This is a genomic window from Alistipes provencensis (assembly GCF_900083545.1).
Taxonomy (GTDB): Bacteria; Bacteroidota; Bacteroidia; order Bacteroidales; family Rikenellaceae; genus Alistipes; species Alistipes provencensis.
Window position 1 is genome coordinate 3,053,588 of the sequence record NZ_LT559262.1, and the last position, 19,597, is coordinate 3,073,184.

15 protein-coding genes are annotated in these 19,597 nt (G+C 60.0%); 9 read left to right on the forward strand and 6 right to left on the reverse strand.

Annotated features, from left to right (window positions below; genetic code table 11):
• Positions 1 to 51: 51 nt before the first annotated feature.
• Complete coding sequence (locus tag BN5935_RS11960) at positions 52 to 1,413, reverse strand: TrpB-like pyridoxal phosphate-dependent enzyme (RefSeq protein ID WP_064976288.1); 1,362 nt, start codon at positions 1,411 to 1,413, stop codon at positions 52 to 54.
• Between the two features lie 337 nt (positions 1,414 to 1,750).
• On the opposite strand from BN5935_RS11960, the gene pheT reads away from it, so the two are divergent.
• Together pheT and BN5935_RS11970 are read left to right on the forward strand one after the other, a co-directional pair.
• Positions 1,751 to 4,216 carry a phenylalanine--tRNA ligase subunit beta gene (gene pheT, locus BN5935_RS11965; protein WP_064976289.1) on the forward strand — a complete coding sequence of 822 codons (2,466 nt, stop codon included), beginning with the start codon at positions 1,751 to 1,753 and terminating at the stop codon, positions 4,214 to 4,216.
• Positions 4,217 to 4,284: 68 nt separating this feature from the next.
• Positions 4,285 to 4,914: a lysoplasmalogenase family protein gene (locus tag BN5935_RS11970; RefSeq protein ID WP_064976290.1), complete on the forward strand. Its 630-nt coding sequence runs from the start codon at positions 4,285 to 4,287 to the stop codon at positions 4,912 to 4,914.
• 6 nt (positions 4,915 to 4,920) lie between these two features.
• Here BN5935_RS11970 and BN5935_RS11975 read toward each other — a convergent pair whose 3' ends face one another.
• Positions 4,921 to 7,089 (reverse strand): beta-N-acetylhexosaminidase, encoded by a 2,169-nt coding sequence (locus BN5935_RS11975; protein ID WP_064976291.1) that lies wholly within the window; start codon positions 7,087 to 7,089, stop codon positions 4,921 to 4,923.
• A 72-nt stretch (positions 7,090 to 7,161) separates the two neighbouring features.
• Between BN5935_RS11975 and mazG the strand changes: the two genes are divergently transcribed.
• From mazG to BN5935_RS12005, 6 genes are all read left to right on the forward strand, one after another.
• Positions 7,162 to 7,938, forward strand: a complete 777-nt coding sequence (gene mazG / locus BN5935_RS11980) for a nucleoside triphosphate pyrophosphohydrolase (protein WP_064976292.1) — start codon at positions 7,162 to 7,164, stop codon at positions 7,936 to 7,938.
• Between the two features lie 76 nt (positions 7,939 to 8,014).
• Complete coding sequence (locus tag BN5935_RS11985) at positions 8,015 to 8,545, forward strand: gamma carbonic anhydrase family protein (protein ID WP_064976293.1); 531 nt, start codon at positions 8,015 to 8,017, stop codon at positions 8,543 to 8,545.
• A gap of 147 nt (positions 8,546 to 8,692) precedes the next feature.
• Complete coding sequence (locus tag BN5935_RS11990) at positions 8,693 to 10,000, forward strand: histidine kinase (RefSeq protein WP_064976294.1); 1,308 nt, start codon at positions 8,693 to 8,695, stop codon at positions 9,998 to 10,000.
• Positions 9,997 to 10,758: a LytR/AlgR family response regulator transcription factor gene (locus BN5935_RS11995; RefSeq protein ID WP_064976295.1), complete on the forward strand. Its 762-nt coding sequence runs from the start codon at positions 9,997 to 9,999 to the stop codon at positions 10,756 to 10,758. Before BN5935_RS11990 ends, BN5935_RS11995 begins: the two co-directional genes overlap by 4 nt.
• Before the next feature lie 142 nt (positions 10,759 to 10,900).
• Positions 10,901 to 11,353 carry a DUF4890 domain-containing protein gene (locus tag BN5935_RS12000; protein ID WP_064976296.1) on the forward strand — a complete coding sequence of 151 codons (453 nt, stop codon included), beginning with the start codon at positions 10,901 to 10,903 and terminating at the stop codon, positions 11,351 to 11,353.
• A 153-nt stretch (positions 11,354 to 11,506) separates the two neighbouring features.
• Complete coding sequence (locus tag BN5935_RS12005) at positions 11,507 to 14,491, forward strand: outer membrane beta-barrel protein (protein WP_064976297.1); 2,985 nt, start codon at positions 11,507 to 11,509, stop codon at positions 14,489 to 14,491.
• 45 nt (positions 14,492 to 14,536) lie between these two features.
• On the opposite strand, the gene BN5935_RS12010 is transcribed toward BN5935_RS12005, so the two are convergent.
• Positions 14,537 to 15,163 (reverse strand): nitroreductase family protein, encoded by a 627-nt coding sequence (locus tag BN5935_RS12010; protein WP_064976298.1) that lies wholly within the window; start codon positions 15,161 to 15,163, stop codon positions 14,537 to 14,539.
• A gap of 128 nt (positions 15,164 to 15,291) precedes the next feature.
• Between BN5935_RS12010 and BN5935_RS12015 the strand changes: the two genes are divergently transcribed.
• The gene (locus tag BN5935_RS12015) at positions 15,292 to 16,182 is read left to right on the forward strand and encodes an AraC family transcriptional regulator (protein ID WP_064976942.1); all 891 of its coding nucleotides are present in this window, start codon (positions 15,292 to 15,294) and stop codon (positions 16,180 to 16,182) included.
• A gap of 8 nt (positions 16,183 to 16,190) precedes the next feature.
• On the opposite strand, the gene BN5935_RS12020 is transcribed toward BN5935_RS12015, so the two are convergent.
• Genes BN5935_RS12020 through BN5935_RS12030 form a run of 3 tightly spaced genes read right to left on the reverse strand, consistent with a single transcriptional unit; the run spans position 16,191 to position 19,593 of the window.
• Positions 16,191 to 17,420: an ABC transporter permease gene (locus BN5935_RS12020; protein ID WP_064976299.1), complete on the reverse strand. Its 1,230-nt coding sequence runs from the start codon at positions 17,418 to 17,420 to the stop codon at positions 16,191 to 16,193.
• A gap of 1 nt (position 17,421) precedes the next feature.
• Positions 17,422 to 18,600 (reverse strand): ABC transporter permease, encoded by a 1,179-nt coding sequence (locus BN5935_RS12025; protein WP_064976300.1) that lies wholly within the window; start codon positions 18,598 to 18,600, stop codon positions 17,422 to 17,424.
• Between the two features lie 3 nt (positions 18,601 to 18,603).
• On the reverse strand, positions 18,604 to 19,593 hold the full coding sequence (locus tag BN5935_RS12030; RefSeq protein WP_064976301.1) for an HlyD family secretion protein: 990 nt from the start codon (positions 19,591 to 19,593) through the stop codon (positions 18,604 to 18,606).
• Between the last annotated feature and the right edge of the window lie 4 nt (positions 19,594 to 19,597).

The following is a 19,597-nucleotide window of genomic DNA, read 5'->3' on the forward strand; positions in this document are numbered from 1 at the left end:
CAAAAAAAGACGGACCTTAACAGGTTCGTCTTTTTTACTTGAAGCATTACTCTATATAAGGTGCTCCAACTGGTTGACCGTCTTTGCAATCTCCTCGTCGCTCGGCGAGAAGTCTTTCAACGCTCCGGCCAGATACTGCTCGTAGGCGTAGAGGTCGATTACGCCGTTGCCCGAGAGGTTGAACAGAATGGTCTTCGACACACCCTCCTCCTTGGCTTTCAGGGCCTCGCGGATCGTCGCGGCGATGGCATGCGTCGATTCCGGCGCCGGGATGATGCCTTCGGTCTGGGCGAACAGAATGCCTGCGGCGAGGGTCTCGACCTGCGGCATCGACTGCGCCTCGATCAGCCCGTCCTTCATCAGTTGGCTGACGATCGAACCCGCTCCGTGGTAGCGCAATCCTCCGGCGTGAATGTCCGAGGGCTGGAAATCGTGGCCCAGCGTGTACATCGGCAGCAGGGGCGTGAATCCGGCCACGTCGCCGAAGTCGTACTGGAACTCGCCGCGCGTGAGTTTCGGACACCCTTCGGGCTCCACGGCGATCACGCGGATCTTCTTCCCTTCGGTGAGGTTCTTTTGCAGGAACGGGAATCCGATGCCGGCGAAGTTGCTGCCGCCGCCGAAACATCCGATCACCATGTCGGGCTCCGCATCGGCCATCTCCATCTGCGTCACGGCCTCCTGACCGATGACCGTCTGGTGCAGCACGACGTGGTTCAGGACGCTGCCCAGACAGTAGCGCGTATCCTCCGGACGACGCAGGGCCATCTCCACGGCCTCCGAGATTGCCAGCCCGAGGCTTCCCGAGCAGTGCGGGTCACGCTCCAGCGCCGCACGTCCCGAGTTGGTCAGCGTCGAGGGCGACGCCACGCACTCCGCACCCCATGTGTTCATCATCAGGCGGCGGTAGGGCTTCTGGTCGTAGCTGACCTTGACCATGAATACCTGCAAATCGATGCCGAAATGCTTCGCCGCGAAGGCGATCGAGGCGCCCCACTGCCCGGCGCCGGTTTCGGTCGTCAGGTGCTTGATGCCCTGCTTGTAGTTGTAGTAGGCCTGCGGCACGGCGGTGTTGGGCTTGTGCGAACCTGCGGGCGACACGCTCTCATTCTTGAAATAGATCTTCGCGGGCGTTCCGAGGGCCTTTTCGAGCCCCGTTGCGCGCACGAGCGGCGTCGGACGCCATATCTTGTAGATCTCCTGCACCTCTTCCGGGATGTCGATGTAGCGTTCGGTGGACATCTCCTGATCGATCAGTTCCTCGGCGAAGATCGCCGACATCTGTTCCTTGGTGACGGGCTGCTTCGTCCCGGGATGCAGCGGCGGCAGCGGTTTGGTGGGCATGTCGGCCACGATGTTGTACCATTGCGTGGGCATCTGTTTTTCGGTGAGGCAGAATTTCTTCGTTTCCATTGTCGTTATTGTTTTTTGGGATTTGAATGTGCTAAAGAAAAAGCCCGTTGCTTACTTCTCGTAAACAACGGGCTTGTGTATTTTTTCGGTTTCAACTATACACGCGCGATTCCGCACTCATTGTTCACGAGAGTCAACGAGCGCCACCACCATGCCTGTATGTTGAAATTATGAATCATTTCTTTGGTTTTATGTCTGCAAATATAAACGGTCGGTTCGTAAAAAGCAAATTTTTTACGAATTATTTTCCACACCTATATATGTGAGAATTTTTACCGTACTTTGCGGAAAAATTTATACTTTTGCATGATTATCCGCAAATTCAAAATTCAACGATATGAATATTTCGTATAACTGGCTCAAACGTTATATCGACACCGACCTTCCGGCTGAGAAAGTGGCCGAGGTGCTGACCGACATCGGTCTCGAGGTCGAGGGTCTCGAGAAGATCGAGACCGTGAAAGGCGGCCTTCAGGGCGTCGTCGTCGGCGAGGTCGTGACCTGCACGGACCATCCCGATTCGGACCACCTCCACCTGACCACGGTCGATGTCGGCGCCGCCGAACCGCTGCAGATCGTCTGCGGCGCCCCCAACTGCCGTGCGGGGCTTAAAGTCCTCTGCGCGACGGTCGGCGCGGTGCTCTACCCCGACGGCGGCGACGAGGAGTTCAAGATCAAGCGTTCGAAAATCCGCGGCGTGGAGTCGTTGGGCATGCTCTGCGCCGAGGACGAACTGGGCATCGGAGCGTCGCACGACGGTATCATGGAGCTTCCGGCCGACGCCCCCGTGGGCATGACGGCCAAGGAGTATCTGCATATCGAGGACGACTACCTGATCGAGATCGGCCTTACGCCCAACCGCGTGGATGCCGCATCGCACATCGGCGTGGCCCGCGATCTGGCCGCTTACCTGAAAAGCCGCGGCGAACACGTCGCGGTGAAGATGCCCGACGTCTCGGCCTTCGCCCCCGACAACCACGATCTGAATGTAAAAATCCGTGTCGAGAACACCGAAGCCGCCCCCCGCTATGTGGGCGTCACGGTCACGGGCTGTAAGATCGGCCCCTCGCCCGACTGGATGCAGAACTGCCTGCGTGCCGCGGGCATCAACCCCAAGAACAACCTCGTCGACATCACCAATTTCGTGCTGTTCGAACTGGGCCAGCCCCTGCACGCCTTCGACGCCGCGAAGATCGAGGGCCGCGAAGTCGTGGTCCGCACCTGCGCCGAGGGGACACCTTTCGTGACGCTGGACGGCGTGGAGCGCAAGCTGACCGACCGGGATCTGATGATCTGCTCCGCCGAGCGCCCGATGTGCATTGCCGGCGTCTTCGGCGGTCTGGATTCGGGCATCAGCGACACGACGACCGACGTCTTTATCGAGAGTGCCTATTTCAATCCCGTGTGGGTGCGCAAGACGGCCAAGCGTTTCGGCCTGAATACCGATGCGTCGTTCCGCTTCGAGCGCGGCATCGACCCCAACATGCAGGTCTACGCCGCCAAACGGGCCGCCCTGCTGATGAAGGAGCTGGCCGGGGGCACGATCTCGAGCGACATTACGGACGTCTACCCTGCGCCGATCGCCGATTTCGTCTTCGACCTTTCGCTGGCGCGCGTCAATGCGCTGATCGGCAAGGAGATTCCCGAAGAGACCGTCCGCACGATCATCGCGGCGCTGGAGGTGAAGGTCCTCGCCGAGAAAGACGGGGTGCTGACCGTCGCCGTTCCGCCCTACCGCGTGGACGTGCAGCGCGAGGCCGACCTGATCGAGGACATCCTCCGCATCTACGGCTACAACAACGTCGAAATTCCCCGGCAGGTCCGCTCGACGCTCTCCTATGCGCCGAAACCCGACCGCAACCGCCTGATGAACCTCGCCGCCGATTTCCTGACGGCCAACGGGTTCACCGAGATCATGTCCAACTCGCTGACCAAGGCGTCGTATTACGAGGGGCTGACCTCCTGCCCCGCCGACCGCTGCGTGCGCATCCTCAATCCGCTGAGCGCCGACCTCAGCGTCATGCGCCAGACGCTGCTGTTCAACATGCTGGAAGCCGTCGCGCTGAACGCCAACCGTCGCAACGGCGATCTGTGCCTCTACGAGTTCGGCAACTGTTATTTCTACGACGAGTCGAAACGCTCCGAAGAAAACCGCCTTGCGGCCTATTCCGAGGAGTACCGGCTCGCTGTCGCCGTCACGGGCGTCTCGACCCCGCAGTCGTGGAACGCGAAGCCCGAAAAGGCGTCGTTCTTCACCCTGCGCGCTGTCGCCGAGAAGCTCCTGCGCCGCTTCGGCATCGACATCTACGCCCTGAAGACCGAGCCGCTCGAAAGCGACCTTTTCAGCGAGGGCCTCTCGCTGTCGCTCAACGGCAAGGACCTGTTGCAAATCGGCTCCGTCGCCGCGAAAATCCGCCGCACGACCGATGTCAAGCAGGAGGTCTACTATCTGGAAATGAATTTCGAAGCCCTTGCCAAATCCACGAAGAAACTGAAGATCGTGGCCGAGGAACTCTCGAAGTTCCCCGAGGTGAAACGCGATCTGGCGCTGCTGGTGGACAAGCAGGTGACCTTTGCGGCCCTGCGCGACGCGGCTTTCGCCGCCGAGCGCAAGCTGCTCAAGAGTGTCTCGCTGTTCGACGTCTACGAGGGCGACAAGCTCCCCGAGGGCAAGAAATCCTATGCCCTGAGCTTCATCCTCGAGGACAAGACCCGCACGCTCGACGACAAGACCATTGAGCGCGTGATGGCCAACCTCACCCGCCAGTTCGAACAGCGCTGCGGCGCTCAGGTCCGGGCGTAACCCGTTTTAGCTATCGAACCGCCGCCTGACCCCGCAAAGAGTCAGGCGGCTTTTGATTCAGACCGACGATGCAACGATTTTCCGGGATATTCGCTTTGACGACGCTGCTCTTTGCGGCGGGCGCCGTCGTGTTCTTCACCGAAGCCGCCCCGCTGCCCTATAAGGTCGCCTACCCGGTCCTGCTGCTGGGCCTTTCGACGCTCCTGCTTCGGCGCAAGGAGCTGTATCCGATCGGATTGGCATTCCTGCTGTCGGCCGCCGGCGACGTGATGGGCGCCCGGCATTGGTTTATCCCCCAGATGGCGTTTTTCGCGCTGGCGCACGCCGCCTATATCTGCTGGTTTCTGCCCCGGGCGCGGCGCACTCCCCGCATCGGGTCGCTGGCCGTCGTCGTCCCGCTGCTCGCGTTCCTGTTCACCGCCATCGTCCCCAACGCCCCGTTTCCGGCCGAGTCTATCGGCGTCGCCGTCTATGGGCTGGTCATCGCCGGAATGCTCTATTCGGTGCTCCAGTACGACGGCGCCTGCGCCGCCGGGTTCCGCTGTGCGGCCCTGTTGTTCGTCTTTTCCGACGCCGTAATCGCTTGGAACCGCTTCATCGGACCTGTCCCGGCCCGGACTTATGTTATCATGGTCACCTACTACCTCGCACAATACCTCTTTTTCCGCTTCGCCTTCAAAGCCACGACCCGGAACTGACCGCTTTTACAATACCGGCTTCACCTGCGGCGGCTGAATCGTGACGTAGGGCGTGCCGTTGTCGTCGCAGGTCGAGACGATCCGCACGGCCTTCACCGGGCGTTCGGGATGCAGCACGATGCTGCCCATCAGCAGCTCCCCGGCGGGTTCGAACCGCACGCCGTCGTAGGAAACCTCGGCGTAACCCGTCGTCACGATGGTCTTCGGCAACTGGCGGTTTCCCGTCTGCAAATACATCTCGCGGCACTTCACGGGTTGTTCGAACGTGTAGAGTATCCAGTCCTGCTGGCGGCAGGCGCGGCGCGTCCGCGACAAACCGCGGTAATTGGCGGCATTCGAATACGGAAATTTCCCGCTCTCGCCCATCGAGGTCGTGATCGCCACGGCGGGCGTGATGGTCCGCCAGTAGGATTTATCGGTCGCATAGGGGCTCCGGGCCGTTTTGTAACGCGTGAAGAAACGGTACCGATGCGGTTTTTCGGTACGAACCGGTCCCGTGTAGCGATGCTCCTCCGAGGAACCGTCCACCAGATAGTAGATCGCCGAACCGTCGTCCGCCGAGGCCGTGAACGCCCCCTCCTTGTAGCTCAGGCGCGGCGGGAATAACCGGAAACGGATGTCCATCGCCGCCATGCGGTCGTAATGCTCCTCTTTCAGCTCTTTGTAATAGGCGTCCCACCCCTCGGCGTTGCCGCTCCACGCGATGCGTGCGAGGGCGCAGACGCGCGGGAAAAGCATGTAGTCGAGGTAGTCGGGCTTCTCGGGTTCGTGCGAGACGTAGGCTTCGCTGAAAAACGCCCCCTGCAACCCCTCGACGCGGCTCATCTGCTCGGGCGTGAACCCTGCAAAACCGAATCCGTAGACCTTTTTGGCATCGAAGATCGCCGCCCAGTCGTGCCCGTCCTCGCGGGGTGTCTGTCGCATGTCGAAATAGAAATATTCACCCGGCATCACCACCGTCCGATACCCTTTCGCCGTGGCGTCCAGACAGGCTTTTACACTCTCCCAGCCGTGTACGCGGCACTCCTTGGTGAATGCCCCCGTGCGCACCGCCTCGTTCCACACCGCGGGCCGCTTGCCGTGCGAAGCGAGTATCCCGGACATGCGCTCCATGAAGAGGTCCTGCAACCGGCGCGGATCGTCCGTCCCGAGCCGCGCCATCAGCGCCCGGCAGTCGGGGCAGCGGGTCCATTGGGTCATTTCGACCTCGTCGCCGCCTACATGGATGTATTGCGAGGGGAACAACTCGCACAGTTCGCCCAGAATGTCCCCCAGCAGCGCGTAATTCTCCTCACGGGCCACGCACCACGCCGAGCGGTAATCGTATCCGTTGGTCGAAACCGTGTCGGGCGCATAGTTGCAGCGGATTTCGGGATGCACCGAGGCGATGTTGCGGCTGTGACCCGGGAGGTCGATCTCGGGGATGATTTCGATGTTCCGCTCGGCGGCATAGCGGATCAGCCCGCGCATCTCCTCCTGCGTGAAATAACCGCCGTATTTCCCGGACCACTTGCCATATACGGGCCTTACGGGCGAGTCCCCGCCGCGGAATCCGCCGATCTCCGTCAGCTCGGGGTGCGATTTGATTTCGATGCGCCACCCTTCGTCGTCCGAAAGATGCAGGTGTAATTTGTTGATGTTATGATAGGAAAACAGGTCTATATAACGCTTTACTTTAGCTGTGTCGATCCACGTCCGCGCCACGTCGAGCATCATTCCCCGGTAGGCGAAACGCGGGGCATCCCCGATCTCCGCGCAGGCCACCTGCGTCCCTGCGGCAACACCTTTTTTGGCATAAACCTCGGGCGGCAGGAGCCGGAACAGTTGTTGCAGTCCGTTGAAAACCCCGCCGTAGGTCGGGCCGCCGATGCGGATGTGGTCGGGCGCGATGTCGAGGATATAAGCCTCCGGCGCCTCTGACGCCTCCCCGTCCGCGGCGTCGAGCGTCAGCACGACGGCCCCGTCCCCCGCCACGCCGTTGCGGAGTTCGCAGCCGAGGTATTCGGCGGCATAACGGGCCAACGGCAGCAACTCGCTGTCGGCGGCGATGGTCGTGCGGGAACCGAACGTGAAGTGCCCGGCGCGGGGCGTCGTCTTTTTCGGTGCGGGCTGTGCCGAAGCGGAGAGGAGTCCCCCGAGAAGTGCCGCGAGGAGCAGCGGAAATCGTAGTTTCATGGCGAATCGCGAAATTTGTATGCAACAAAGTTACTTTTTTGTTACCTTTGTTCCAATAATTGAACGACATTCATGGAAAAAGATAAACGTTTGGAGGCTACGGCCCGTCTTTTGGAGGTGATGAACACCCTGCGCCGCGAGTGTCCTTGGGACCGCGAACAGACCTTCGACTCGTTGCGGAGCAACACCATCGAGGAGACTTACGAGCTGGCCGATGCCATTACCGACCACAATATGGAGGGTATCAAGGAGGAGCTGGGCGACCTGCTGCTGCATGTGGTGTTCTATTCGAAACTGGGCGAGGAAGAGGGCGCGTTCGATTTCGGCGACGTGGCCAACGCCCTGTGCGACAAGCTGGTCTACCGTCATCCGCACGTCTACGGCGACATCCACGCCAATACGCCCGACGAGGTTCTGGAAAACTGGGAGGCGCTGAAACTCCGCAAGAAGAACCGCAAGAGCGGCACGCTGGGCGGGGTTCCGCGGTCGCTTCCGGCGATGGTCAAGGCCTACCGCATGGGCGAAAAGGCCGCGGGAGCGGGCTTCGACTGGGAGAAAAAGGAGGATGTCTGGGACAAGGTCCGCGAGGAGCTGGGCGAGGTCGAGGCCGAGATGAAATCGGGCAGCAAGACCGATCTCGAAGGCGAATTCGGCGACCTGCTGTTCGCGCTCATCAACGCCTGCCGGCTCTACGGCGTGGATCCCGAGTCGGCGCTGGAGCGCACGAACAAGAAGTTCATGTATCGCTTCAATTACATGGAGGAACAGGCTGCCGCAAAGGGACATACGCTGCACGAAATGTCGCTCGACGCGATGGAGGAACTGTGGCAGTCTGCAAAGCAGGTGTAAGACACCTGTTTTAGGGGCGATGGACGGTTATCGTGCCGGACGAGGTTTTTTACGCTACCATTTAGAATAACGAAATATGGCACTTATACGAAAAGTCCGCGGGCATGAGCCCGTGATCGGGGACAACACCTTTCTGGCTGAAACGGCCGTCATTCTGGGCGACGTGACCATCGGCCGCGACTGTTCGATCTGGTACAACGCCGTGCTGCGCGGCGACGTGAACCGCATCGTCATCGGCGACCGCACGAACATTCAAGACGGCGTGGTGCTCCACACCATCTACGACAAGGCGAAGCACCCTTCGCAGACGATCATCGGCAGCGACGTTTCGGTGGGCCACAACGCCATCATCCACGGGGCGGTGATCGAAGACAACTGCCTGATCGGTATGGGCGCCACCCTGCTGGACAATGCCCATATACCTTCGGGCTGTATCATCGCCGCCAATGCGCTGGTGCTTTCGAACGCGCAGTTGGAACCCAACTCGGTCTATGCGGGCGTTCCGGCCCGGAAGGTCAAGGAGGTCACCGAGGAACAGCGCGAGGAGATCATCCGCCGCACGGCCCACGACTATATGCTGTACGCGTCGTGGTATAAGGAAGAGTAATTTATATCCGCATTCCGGTCGCATGCGATAAGCCCTTCCCTAAGGGAAGGGTTTGGGATGGGGTCAGATTTGTGAACGCCGCCATGGGCGGCGACTACGACCGTCCGGAACGAAATCCGGCGACTTTTTAGCTAACAACCGTCTTATATGAAACTGCAACCCAAATACGCCGATCTGATCCTGAACCTGCTGGTTGCCGTGGCGATCAGTCTGGTGGTCAACTTCTCCTATGTGCTGCTGATGCTCGTGGACATGAACAGCGACAACCAGTCCCGCCCCGCCGAAGAACGTGTCGTGGAGCGGGCCGATGAAGGCGTGCTTGCGGTTCATCCCGACGGGTACGGCTACCTGATCTACGACAACGGCGACAGCGTCTATGTCCCCCCGCGGCGCATGCGCTGGCTGGGCATCGCGCCCGGCGACCGCATCGTAGCGGACCTGATGCCGCCGCGTTCCGAAAAGGCCCATCCGATGCTGGCCGAGGTGCGCAGTAACAACGGCGAGGAGTTCGATTACGGCAAATTGTACAACGGCCCCTCGAAGAGCACGGAACTGTTGCTGCAACTGTTCTATTACCTCGTCATGTCGTTCGTCATGCTTTCGATCCTCACGTCCGTAAGGCGCAACTACTCGATGGCGCGCTTCGTGCGGCGCTGCCTGTGGTGCTGTGTGGCCGCCGCCGCGCTCTACTGCGTGGCTCCGGTCACCGAGTGGCACACAGGGCGCATCCAGATGAATTTCATGGGTGGACGGATGTTCGACTACATGCTGCTGCTGAAATGTTCGTTCGCCGTGGCGGTGTCGGTGCTCTACGGACGCATCTATGTGCTGATCTCCCAGCGGCAGGCTGTCGTCGTGGAGAACGAACAGCTCAAGAACGAGAACCTCACCACGCGCTACAACATGCTCGTCGGGCAGATCAACCCCCATTTCTTCTTCAACTCGCTCAACTCGCTGGCGATGCTCGTGCGCGAAAAGCACGACGAGAAGGCGCTGACCTATATCGACCAGCTTTCGTACACGTTCCGCTACATCATCCAGAACGGTCAGAGCATGCTGATGACGCTCGACGAGGAACTGAAATTCCTCGAGGCGTACAGCTACCTCTTCAAGATACGCTATGCCGACAAGCTCTTTTTCGATGTCGATGTCGATGAGAAGTACCTCGGGTGGAAACTCCCGGCCTTCTCGCTCCAGCCGCTGATCGACAACGCCGTCAAACACAATTCGATCACCCGCAGCAAGCCGTTCCATATCTCGGTCCGCACCGAGGGCGCCCTGCTCGTCGTCTCGAACCCCAAGGTTCCGAAACTCGAGCCCGAACCCTCGACCGGCATCGGGCTGGAGAACCTGCGCAACCGCTGGCACCTGATTACGGGCAGCGACATCGGGATCGACGACGACTCGCAGACCTTCACCGTGCGCATGCCGCTGCAAAACCCCACCGTCGGATGAAAGCCCTGATTATCGAAGACGAAACCGCCGCCGCGCGCAACCTCGCGGCGATTCTCCGGCAGGAGGAACCCTCGATGGAGATCGTGGCGACGCTGGAAAGCGTTGCCGAGAGCGTGGAGTGGCTGCGGGCGAACCCCCAGCCCGACCTGCTGTTCATGGACATCCATCTGGCCGACGGCGATTCGTTCCGCATCTTCGACGCCGTGGAGATCACCGCCCCGGTCGTCTTCACCACGGCCTACGACCAATATGCTCTCGAGGCTTTCAAGGTCAACAGCATCGACTATCTCCTCAAACCGCTCAACACCGACGATGTCCGCCGCGCCCTCGCCAAACTGCGCCGCCTGACCTCCACCGAGCGCAGTGATTACGGTTCGCGTGTCCGCACGATGGCCGTCCGCCGCCGCGAGGATGTCTTTCTGGTCCATGTGCGCGACCGGATCATCCCCTTGCAGCGCGAGCAGATCGCCTTTTGCTACACGTTCAACGAGAAGGTCACGGCCTACGGCTACGATGGCACGGCCTACCCGCTGGACAAGACCCTCGAAGCGTTGCAGGCCCTGCTGCCCGAGGCTGAGTTTTTCCGCGCCAACCGTCAGTTCATCGTCGCACGCCGCGCCGTGAAGGAGATCGCCGTGTGGTTCGGAAGCCGCCTCACGCTGCACCTTACGGTCGAAACGCCCGAGCGGATCATCATTTCCAAGGCCCGGGCCCCCGAATTCAAGGAGTGGCTGAGGTCGGTTCACCCTGTCGAATAGGCGGTTGACCCCGCTGTTCCGCCGTTTTACCCGGAGTCCTGCTCCGGGTTTCCCGTTTTGGCTTTACCTTTGTACCAGACCCCGGAAAAGGGATTCCGGAAACGGTCATTTAATGATGCACAACCTAATAATTATGAAAGTTATGAAAAAGAAGATTTTTGCGGCCGCCATGGCCCTCTGCCTGATGGCAGGAACGAGTGCTTTCGCACAACAGCAGAATAAGCCCGAGGCCCCGAAGGAGCGCCCGACGGCCGAGCAGATGGCTCAGCGCAAGACCGACAGGATGACCGAGCAACTGAAGCTCAACGAGGCGCAGGCCAAGCAGGTCTATGCCATCAACCTCGCGCAGGTCAGGGAGATGATCGCCCAGCGCGAGAAGATGGAGGCCGCCCGCAAGGCCGAGGCCGAAAAGATGAAGTCGATCCTGACGACCGAGCAGTTCATGCAGTGGTCGCAGATGCAGAAATCGCAAATGCGCATGCAGGGCCAGCGCGGTCACGGTCCGCAGATGCACAAGGGCGGCAAAAAGAACGCCGAATGCAAGGGTAACTGCGACAAGCCGCGTCCCGAAAAGGACAGAAAGGGAAAGGAGTGAGGTTAGGATTCTCAGGTTTGTAGCAGTCGGGGGTGCCGGTCCGGTCGACTGGCACCCTTTTTTTGTCGATTCGCCCCGCGGCAGGCCCGATTTCGCCGTAAAAAAGTTATCTTCGCTCCGCAATTTGCAACACAGCAACACATACAGGCAAACATGAAAAAAATACTACTGACTACCCTGCTGACGCTCTTTGCGGCGGCGGCTTTCGCCCAGCGAGGCAGCGTGACGGCCACGGTCGTCAATGCCGATACCGGGGAGAGCGTCGCCGGAGCCGTACTGATCGTGGCGCCCGTCAAAACCCCGGAGAAGCAACAGGGCTTCACCTCGGCTTTCAAGGGCGCGGTTTCCATTCCGTCGCTCGCCTACGGCGAATACAAACTTACGGTGTCGTTCATCGGTTACAACAACCTCGACACGACGTTCCGGGTCTCCGCCCCGAAACTCAGCCTCGGCCAACTGAAACTCAAGCCGGGCGTGCAGATCGAGACCGTCGTCAAGGAGGCCAAGGCGTTGCGCACGTCACAGAAGGGCGACACGGTGAGCTATAACGCCGGAGCCTTCAAGGTCGTCGCCGACGCCGATGTCGAAGGGCTGCTGAAGAAGATGCCCGGCATCACCGTCACCGACGGTACGGTCGAGGCGCAGGGCGAGACGGTCAAGAAGATTTTCGTCGACGGCAAGGAGTTCTTCGGCGAGGACGTCACTACGGCCATCAAGTCGCTGCCGGCCGAGGCCGTCGACCGCGTGGAGGTCTACAACAAGCTCTCCGACGCCGCCGAGTTCTCGGGCATGGACGACGGCGAGGGCTATAAGGCGCTCAACATCGTCACCCGTCCGGGCATGCGTCAGGGTCAGTTCGGCAAGCTCTACGCCGGATTCGGCTACGACGCCGACACCAAGACCGAGGACAAGTTCAAATACCTCGCAGGCGGTAACGCCAACGTCTTCAGCGGCGACAGCCGCATTTCGCTGATCGGTCTGTTCAACAACGTCAACCAGCAGAATTTCTCGTTCGAGGACATTCTGGGTGTTTCGGGCGGCGGAGGCGGCGGACGCCGCGGCGGTGTGGGCCAGTACATGATGCGCCCGCAGAGCGGCGTGGCGACGGTCAACGCCTTCGGCATCAACTACTCCGACTCGTGGGGCAAGCGCGATCAGGTGACGTTCCAAGGCAGCTATTTCTTCAACAACACCAATACCGAGAACCGTTCGACGGTGGAGAAGTGGTACGAGGCCCCGATGCGTCTCGACACGTTGATGACCAACGGCTATTCCGACACGAAGGGCTACAACCACCGGTTCAACGCCCGTCTGGAGTGGAAAATCTCCGAGAACCAGAACCTGATGGTGCGTCCGCGTTTCAGCTACCAGTCCAACGATCCGTGGAGCCGCACGACCGGATGGCAGTACGGCGCCCCCGCGGACGGCGGCAACGGTTACAGCCGCACGGACAATTTCAGCGACGCCCTGCGCCACGGCTACAACGTGGGGACGAGCGCCGTCTACCGGGCCAAACTGGGCAAGAACGGCCGCACGATCACCCTCGACGGGTCGTTCAGCTACTCGGACAACACGAACAATTCCAATTCGTGGTCGAACGTCCTCGGCACCCAGCCGAATCGTCCGGCGATCGACCCGGAGACCGGTGCGTGGGACCCGACGGATTACCTCCAGTTGCGTTACCTGCGCAATCTGGCGCCGTCGTCGTCGTACAGCCTGCGGGGCAGCTTCACCTACACCGAGCCCGTGGCCAAATATGCGCAGGTGAGCTTCCAGTACCGTGCATCGTACAATTCGCAGGAGCGCGACAAGCGTTCCTACATCACGGGCGACGATTTCTCGATCGCGGGACTTGCTCCCGACCGCTCGCTTTCGAACTCCTACGAGAGCGGCTACCTGACGCAGAGCGTGGGCCCCGGCTTCCGCTTCTCGAAGGAGCGCAACACCTTCGTGGCCAATGTCTACTACCAGCGTTCGGCCCTCGACGGACAGATCGTGCGTGACGATGCCGAGAAGATCAAACACGCCTACAACAACGTGACCTATTTCATGATGGGCCAACTGAACATCAACCGCGAGAATTCGCTGCGGCTCTTCGTTTCGTCCTACACCGACAGCCCGTCGATCACCGACCTGCAGAGCGTCTACGACGTCTCCGACGCCCAGAACATCAGCCATGGTAACCCCAACCTGAAACCGACCTACTCGCACCGGGTGAATTTCCACTACACCAACTCCAACGTCGAGAAGGGCCGGACTTTCATGTGGATGTTCTCGATGAACACGACGCTGGATTATACGGCTACGCATCTGTACCAGAACCCCGATCCCATCACCATCGACGGGAAGTCCTATTCGCCCAATTTCTATTCGACGACCACCAATCTCGACGGCTACTGGCAGTTGCGGACCCACCTGAGCTACGGACTGCCGATCGGGTTCCTCAAATCGAACTTCAATGTCATGGCGGGCGTCACCTACACCAAGACCCCCAGCATGCTGGGCGGTAACTCGATCGACCCTGAGACGGGTATGATCTCGGGCGGCGAGCGCAACGACACCAAGAACATGGGTTACGACTTCCGGGCCGTGCTGGGCAGCAACATTTCGGAGAATGTCGACTTCACCCTCTCGTGGAACGGCACCTACAACGAGGCGACCAACTCGCTGAACACCGACAAGTCGAAGAACCGCTATTTCAACCACTCGGCGCAGGGCAACCTGAAAGTGGTCTTCCCGCTGGGCTTCACCTTCACGGCGAGCGCGGCCTACACGCAGTACATCGGCTTCACGAACGATTACTCGGAGGATTACCTCCTGTGCAACGTCTGGCTGGGTAAAAAGGTCTTCAGAAACAAGCGCGGCGAGGTGATGGTCGGGGTCAACGACCTCTTCAACCAGAACCGGGCCTTCTCGCGCTCGACGGGTTCGGGCTATACGCAGAACTCCACCAACAGCGTCATCGGACGCTACTACATGGTGCAGTTCACCTACAACCTGCGCCGTTTCGGCAAGAAGGGTTCGCGCAACCTCAAGGATTACGGCGTGGAGCCGTCCGGCGGCACTCGCCGCATGGGTCCCGGCGGCCCGGGCGGACCTCCCCCGGGAGGCTTCCGCGGAGGCCCCGGAGGATTCTAATGAACAAAAAGACGTCAGGCGAAAACCTGACGTCTTTTTAGTCGATTACCAGACGTTCCGGTGTATTCGGTCCGTCGTGCGAATCTCTTTCTGTTTGGGCAGGAATGCGTTTTCTGCGGGATAGCCCATTGTGAGCAGACAAGTGAATTCGTAGTCTTCGGGAGCTCCTGCGATTCTCTTTATCTTGCCGGCCTCGTCGCCCACGGGGACGTGGAATACGGTTCCCAAGCCCTCTGCAGTGGCGGCAAGCAGTATGTTTTCCAATGCGCACCATGCCGAAGCGAAGTAGTTGAGCGAACTCTGCTCCGCAGGTTCGAGCAACGGCCATGTCAACTGGCGAAAGAACGGAATGACAAGCAGCCCGCTCTCCATGAGCATCTTTTGCTGCTTGGGCAGCGCATCGGCGAACATCGCCATTTTATCCTTGTCGCCGGACTCGTCCACCTCGGAGACAAGCTCCTTGAACTTCTCCATGTTCTTTGAGAGCGGAGCGATTACCTTGGCGATGTTTTCGCGGCCGCGCACCACGACGAACTCGAATTGTCGCAGATGGTCATTGGTCGGGGCTTTGAATGCCGCCGACAACACTTTTTCCAATACTTCGTCCGAAACCTCTTTGTCGGAAAAGTCGCGGATGGTCCTCCGCTTCTCCAATACTTCATAAAAATCCATGGCAATCGTTTTTTAAGTCGAACTTCTTGTTTCCGATTGCAAAGTTACATCGCTTTATTGTCGTGTATTTGTCCTATCGTTTCAAATAATTGTCGTACATTTGTATTCGGATCAATTCAATGGCTTTTATGGAAGATACAGCCATCCCCTACGAACTGCCCGAAACGGAGAATCATTCGTTTTTCTTTATCGACCAACGGATCGAAACGGAGATCGAAGCCAAGCTGCACCGCCACGATGCTTGGGAGTTGTATTACGTCGTCCACGGGTACGGGAACCGGATGGCGGGCGACACGTTGCAGCCTTTTTCGGCTGGCGATGTGGCGCTGATCCCGCCCGGCATGCTCCACCGCTGGACCTATGCGCCGGACTCGGCCGGCGATGACGGGTGCGTCCGCTATCTGATGGCGGCTTTCAGCCATTCGCTGGTGGAACGGTGCATGGAGGTCTTTCCCGAACTGCGCAACCGTCTGGCGGGCATTGCCTTTCCGACCGATGCCCTGCGATTTGGGCCCGGAAGTTCCCGAACCATCCGCAAGATGCTCGCAGGGATGAACGATATGGACGAGTTGGGACGTCTGTGCGAAATGCTCCGGCTGCTGCCCGTCATCTTCACGTCGTCCGACCACACTTTCGCCGGCAGGCCCATGCGCATCGAGCGGGACGTGCGGCGCATGCAGCATATCTGCACCTATGTAATGGCACATTACGTCCACGCTATCCCGTTGGACGACATTGCCGCAGAAGCGGGCATGAACCGTTCTGCGTTTTGCGCTTACTTCCGGCGATGCAAGGGGATGACTTTCTCGCAGTATGTCACCCGATACCGGCTGAATACGGCCTGCGAACTGTTGAAACATTCGCAGAAGCAGGTGTCGGAGATTTGCTTTATGGTCGGCTTCAATGATCTGCCCCACTTCATCCGGGTTTTCAAGAAAGCCACGGGAATGTCGCCCGCGCGGTACCGGAAAACGACGATTCCCGGCGGGGGCAATCCTACCGGGAATCGCAGGATATGAAAGGCTGACTATTTTTCGTTCCCCAAAGTCCGATTTCTAAGTTGGCGTTGTTCGCGCCGGATCACCTGATGGATGCCGATGCAGGCTAGTCCGCCGTATGCGACCGTGAGGATGATGAGCCATTTGATCTCGGCGAACACCTCGGGGATCGAGGCCCCCATGCTCTGAATGCGGATGAACCCGTTGACGCCGTGGCTGCTCGGAAACAACTGCCCGAGGTTGAAAAGCCAGTCGGGAATGCCCTCGCGGGGATAGGAGACGCCGCTGAGCATCAGCACCGGGATCGAGGTCCACAGCAACAGCAGCAGCGAATTTTCGCGGTAGCGGAACAGCGTCGAGACGGCGATTCCCATGGCGATGCAGGCCGCCAGATAGGCCGCCATGAAGAGCATCACGGCCCCCGTTGCACCGTTCATCGGGAAATGGAACAGCTTGTAGTGAAGCCCGAGGATGTAGGTGCAGGTCACGGCGTAGATAAGCCCGTATACCAGCGCGCGTCCCAGCACGATCGGAAGCGTCGACATCCGCTGCCGCCCCGAGGGGCAGAGCTTGTGGTAAAGCCCGAACTCGCGCCATGTGCCGCCGATCATGCCGATGCCGATGAGCATCGTCTGCTGGATGATGACCATGATGATCGCCGGCATGACGAACGTCCCGTAACCCAGATAGGGGTTGAACAGGTTGTGCGACTGGTAGATCACGGGTTGCGTGGTGGCCTGCGCCTGCGGGATGTTGGCCCCCTTGGCGATCAGGCGCTGGAATTCGACCATCGCCCCCGTCTTGCCGATCGAGGTCACGACCTCCTGAAACACCTGCCGGTACATCAGGAAATAGCTGGCGTCGCAGTAGATCGCCACATTGGCCTGCTCGCCGCCGTAGAGTTTCTCCTCGTAATTGGCGGGAATGTAAACCACTCCGTAAATCTTGCGGCTGTAGAAGAGCTCCTTGGCCTCCTCCATCGAGGGCGGCGTGTAGGCCACATAGGTGTTGGGCCCAGCGTTGAAGGTGTCGATCAGGCTGCGGCTGGTCGGCGTGCGGCACTCGTCCACCACGCCGATGGGCACGTTGCGCAGCACCTGCGCGCCGTAGGCCAGCGAATAGGCCGTGGCGTAGATGATCAGCGCGAAGATCAGGATCAGCATCACGCCGCCGTCCTTGAAGATCGTCTGGAATTCGTTGCGCACGACCGCCCCGAGCTGCTTCCAATAGGATGCTATCTGGTGTGTGAATCGACTCATGCTACAACCTCCCCCAGAATTTTTCCTCCGTGCATACCCTTTTCAGGCGCGGCAGGCAGAGGAGCGGTAAGACAACGAACAGCATCATATACCCCAAGTCGGGCAGCGAGTAGACCCACGGTGTGCCGCGGAGCATCTGGTCGACGAAGATGTCGGTGTAGAACGTGAACGGAAAGATCTTGCTCACCCACTGCATCGGCTCCCACATGGCCATGATCGGGAACGTCAGTCCCGAGAAGGTGAAGGCCAGCACCGAGTATCCGCCGCCGATCGAGAGCGACAGGCGCAGGTTGGCCAGCAGCGAGACGATCAGCACCGAGATCGACTGGTAGCTGAGGATAAAGAGCAGCGTTCCGACGAGGATGACCGTCAAACTGCCGTTCAGGGGCGTTCCCACGATCTTGAAGTTGATCAGAAGCATCACCAGCGAGATCAGGAACATCACCGCCGTGATGGGCAGCACCTTGCCCAGCAGTGCCGCGCCGACCGAGTCGTTGCCCGCGGCCATCCATTCGCGGGAGGTCGAGTGCTTGAGTTCGGTGCCGATGGAAAAGACGGTCACCATCACCACGAAGATCATCAGCATCATGGGCATGAAGCTCGGCGAGAGGTAGTAACCGTAGTTGATGTGGGGGTTGAACAGCACATGGCGGTCGAAGCGCACGGGCATCAGTTGGGCCATGGCCTGCCGCTGGGTGAGCCCCTGCTTCATCAGCACCTGAAGCTGAATGCCTCCGGTGAAGGTCGTCACGGCGGTCTGAATGTCCTTCGACAGCAGTCCGTTGACCGTGATGTTGGTTCCCGAAACGTAGCTTTCCAGATGGGTCTGGCTGTTGCTCAGGATGTTCTTCTCGAAGAAAGCCGGAATCTGCACGACGGCCATGATCTTGCCCTCGCGGATCAGCCGCTCGCCCTCGGCCATCGACTGGATGTCGCGGGCGACGAGCGCCGTCGGCGTGTCGTCGATCATCTGCGCGACCTTGCGCGAGAGCGTCGTGTTGTCCTCGTCCAGCACGGCGATCGGGATGTTGCGGATGGCGCCCTGATTGAACAGCAGGGCGAAGAACGCGAACGACACCACGGGCAGCACGATCATCAGCACGAAATACATCGGCTGATGGGTCAGCCTGTGCATTTCGCGCCGCATGACGGCACCGGTATGGCTCAGGAATCCGGGCATCGCCTATTTCTCGATTTTGTCCCAGTCCACCAACACGCTCATTCCCGGACGCATGTTCGCGTCCTGCGAAACGGGTTTGGCCTTCACGGCGAACGTGCGGATGTCGAATCCGCCCTGCGTGCGGGTCGCGGCCCATGTTGCGAAATCGGCCTGCGGGGAGATGTAGGTCACCTCGAACTCCACGTCGGCGTCCAGCGCCGGAACATAGCCGCTCATGCGCATGCCCATCCGGATGCCGGGCATCAGCGTCTCCTTGATGTTGAAGGTCACCCACATGTCGCTCATGTCGAGGATCGCCACCACCGGGTAACCGCTGCCGACCAACTCGCCCTGCTCGGCGATGATCGTCGAGATCTCCCCCGTCACAGGCGAGTAGACCATCGCGTCGCTGAGGTACGACTCGACCTCGCTGACGGCTCCCTCGGCCTGACGGACACGCGCCGCGGCGGCCTCCTTGTCCTCCTTGCGGGCCCCGTCCGCCGCCATGTCGTACTGCGCCTTGGCGGCCAGCGCCGTAGCCTCCATGGCCTTGTAGTTGGCCGAGGCTTCGTCGAGCTTCTGGGCAGGCACTACCCCGTCGTTGTAGAGGTTCTGCACCCGTTCGAAGGTCTTGCGGGCCAGCTCCAGCCCCGCCTGCGCCTTCTCCCACATGTTCAGCGCGGCTTCGATTTGCTGGATGCGCGCACCGGCTACGGCGGCGGCGTCCAGCGCCGCTGCGGCGCTCTTCACGGCCTCGGCCTGCTGGAGTTTGGCATCCAGTTCGGGCGTCGAGAGCGTGTAGAGCAACTGCCCTTTCTCCACGCGGTCGCCCTCGGCTACCTTCATGTCGTCGATGCGCCCCGGGACCTTCGACGAGGCTTTGTAGGTGGTGCACTCCACCGTGCCCTGAATCAGCATCGGGGTCCGTTTGGTGAGGTACCAACTGATCAGTACGACCGAGAGGACGATGACCGCGGCGGCCGCTAAGATTCCGATTACGTTGCTTCGTTTCATATCG

Bases quoted from the DNA above. Each gene is read 5' to 3' on its own strand.
- BN5935_RS11975 (WP_064976291.1), bottom strand. From the start codon at position 7,089: ATGAAACTACGATTTCCGCTGCTCCTCGCGGCACTTCTCGGGGGACTC.
- BN5935_RS11985 (WP_064976293.1), top strand. From the start codon at position 8,015: ATGGCACTTATACGAAAAGTCCGCGGGCATGAGCCCGTGATCGGGGAC.
- pheT (WP_064976289.1), top strand. From the start codon at position 1,751: ATGAATATTTCGTATAACTGGCTCAAACGTTATATCGACACCGACCTT.
- BN5935_RS12025 (WP_064976300.1), bottom strand. From the start codon at position 18,600: ATGCCCGGATTCCTGAGCCATACCGGTGCCGTCATGCGGCGCGAAATG.
- BN5935_RS12010 (WP_064976298.1), bottom strand. From the start codon at position 15,163: ATGGATTTTTATGAAGTATTGGAGAAGCGGAGGACCATCCGCGACTTT.
- mazG (WP_064976292.1), top strand. From the start codon at position 7,162: ATGGAAAAAGATAAACGTTTGGAGGCTACGGCCCGTCTTTTGGAGGTG.
- BN5935_RS11990 (WP_064976294.1), top strand. From the start codon at position 8,693: ATGAAACTGCAACCCAAATACGCCGATCTGATCCTGAACCTGCTGGTT.
- BN5935_RS12020 (WP_064976299.1), bottom strand. From the start codon at position 17,420: ATGAGTCGATTCACACACCAGATAGCATCCTATTGGAAGCAGCTCGGG.
- BN5935_RS12030 (WP_064976301.1), bottom strand. From the start codon at position 19,593: ATGAAACGAAGCAACGTAATCGGAATCTTAGCGGCCGCCGCGGTCATC.
- BN5935_RS12000 (WP_064976296.1), top strand. From the start codon at position 10,901: ATGAAAAAGAAGATTTTTGCGGCCGCCATGGCCCTCTGCCTGATGGCA.
- BN5935_RS12005 (WP_064976297.1), top strand. From the start codon at position 11,507: ATGAAAAAAATACTACTGACTACCCTGCTGACGCTCTTTGCGGCGGCG.
- BN5935_RS12015 (WP_064976942.1), top strand. From the start codon at position 15,292: ATGGAAGATACAGCCATCCCCTACGAACTGCCCGAAACGGAGAATCAT.
- BN5935_RS11970 (WP_064976290.1), top strand. From the start codon at position 4,285: ATGCAACGATTTTCCGGGATATTCGCTTTGACGACGCTGCTCTTTGCG.
- BN5935_RS11960 (WP_064976288.1), bottom strand. From the start codon at position 1,413: ATGGAAACGAAGAAATTCTGCCTCACCGAAAAACAGATGCCCACGCAA.
- BN5935_RS11995 (WP_064976295.1), top strand. From the start codon at position 9,997: ATGAAAGCCCTGATTATCGAAGACGAAACCGCCGCCGCGCGCAACCTC.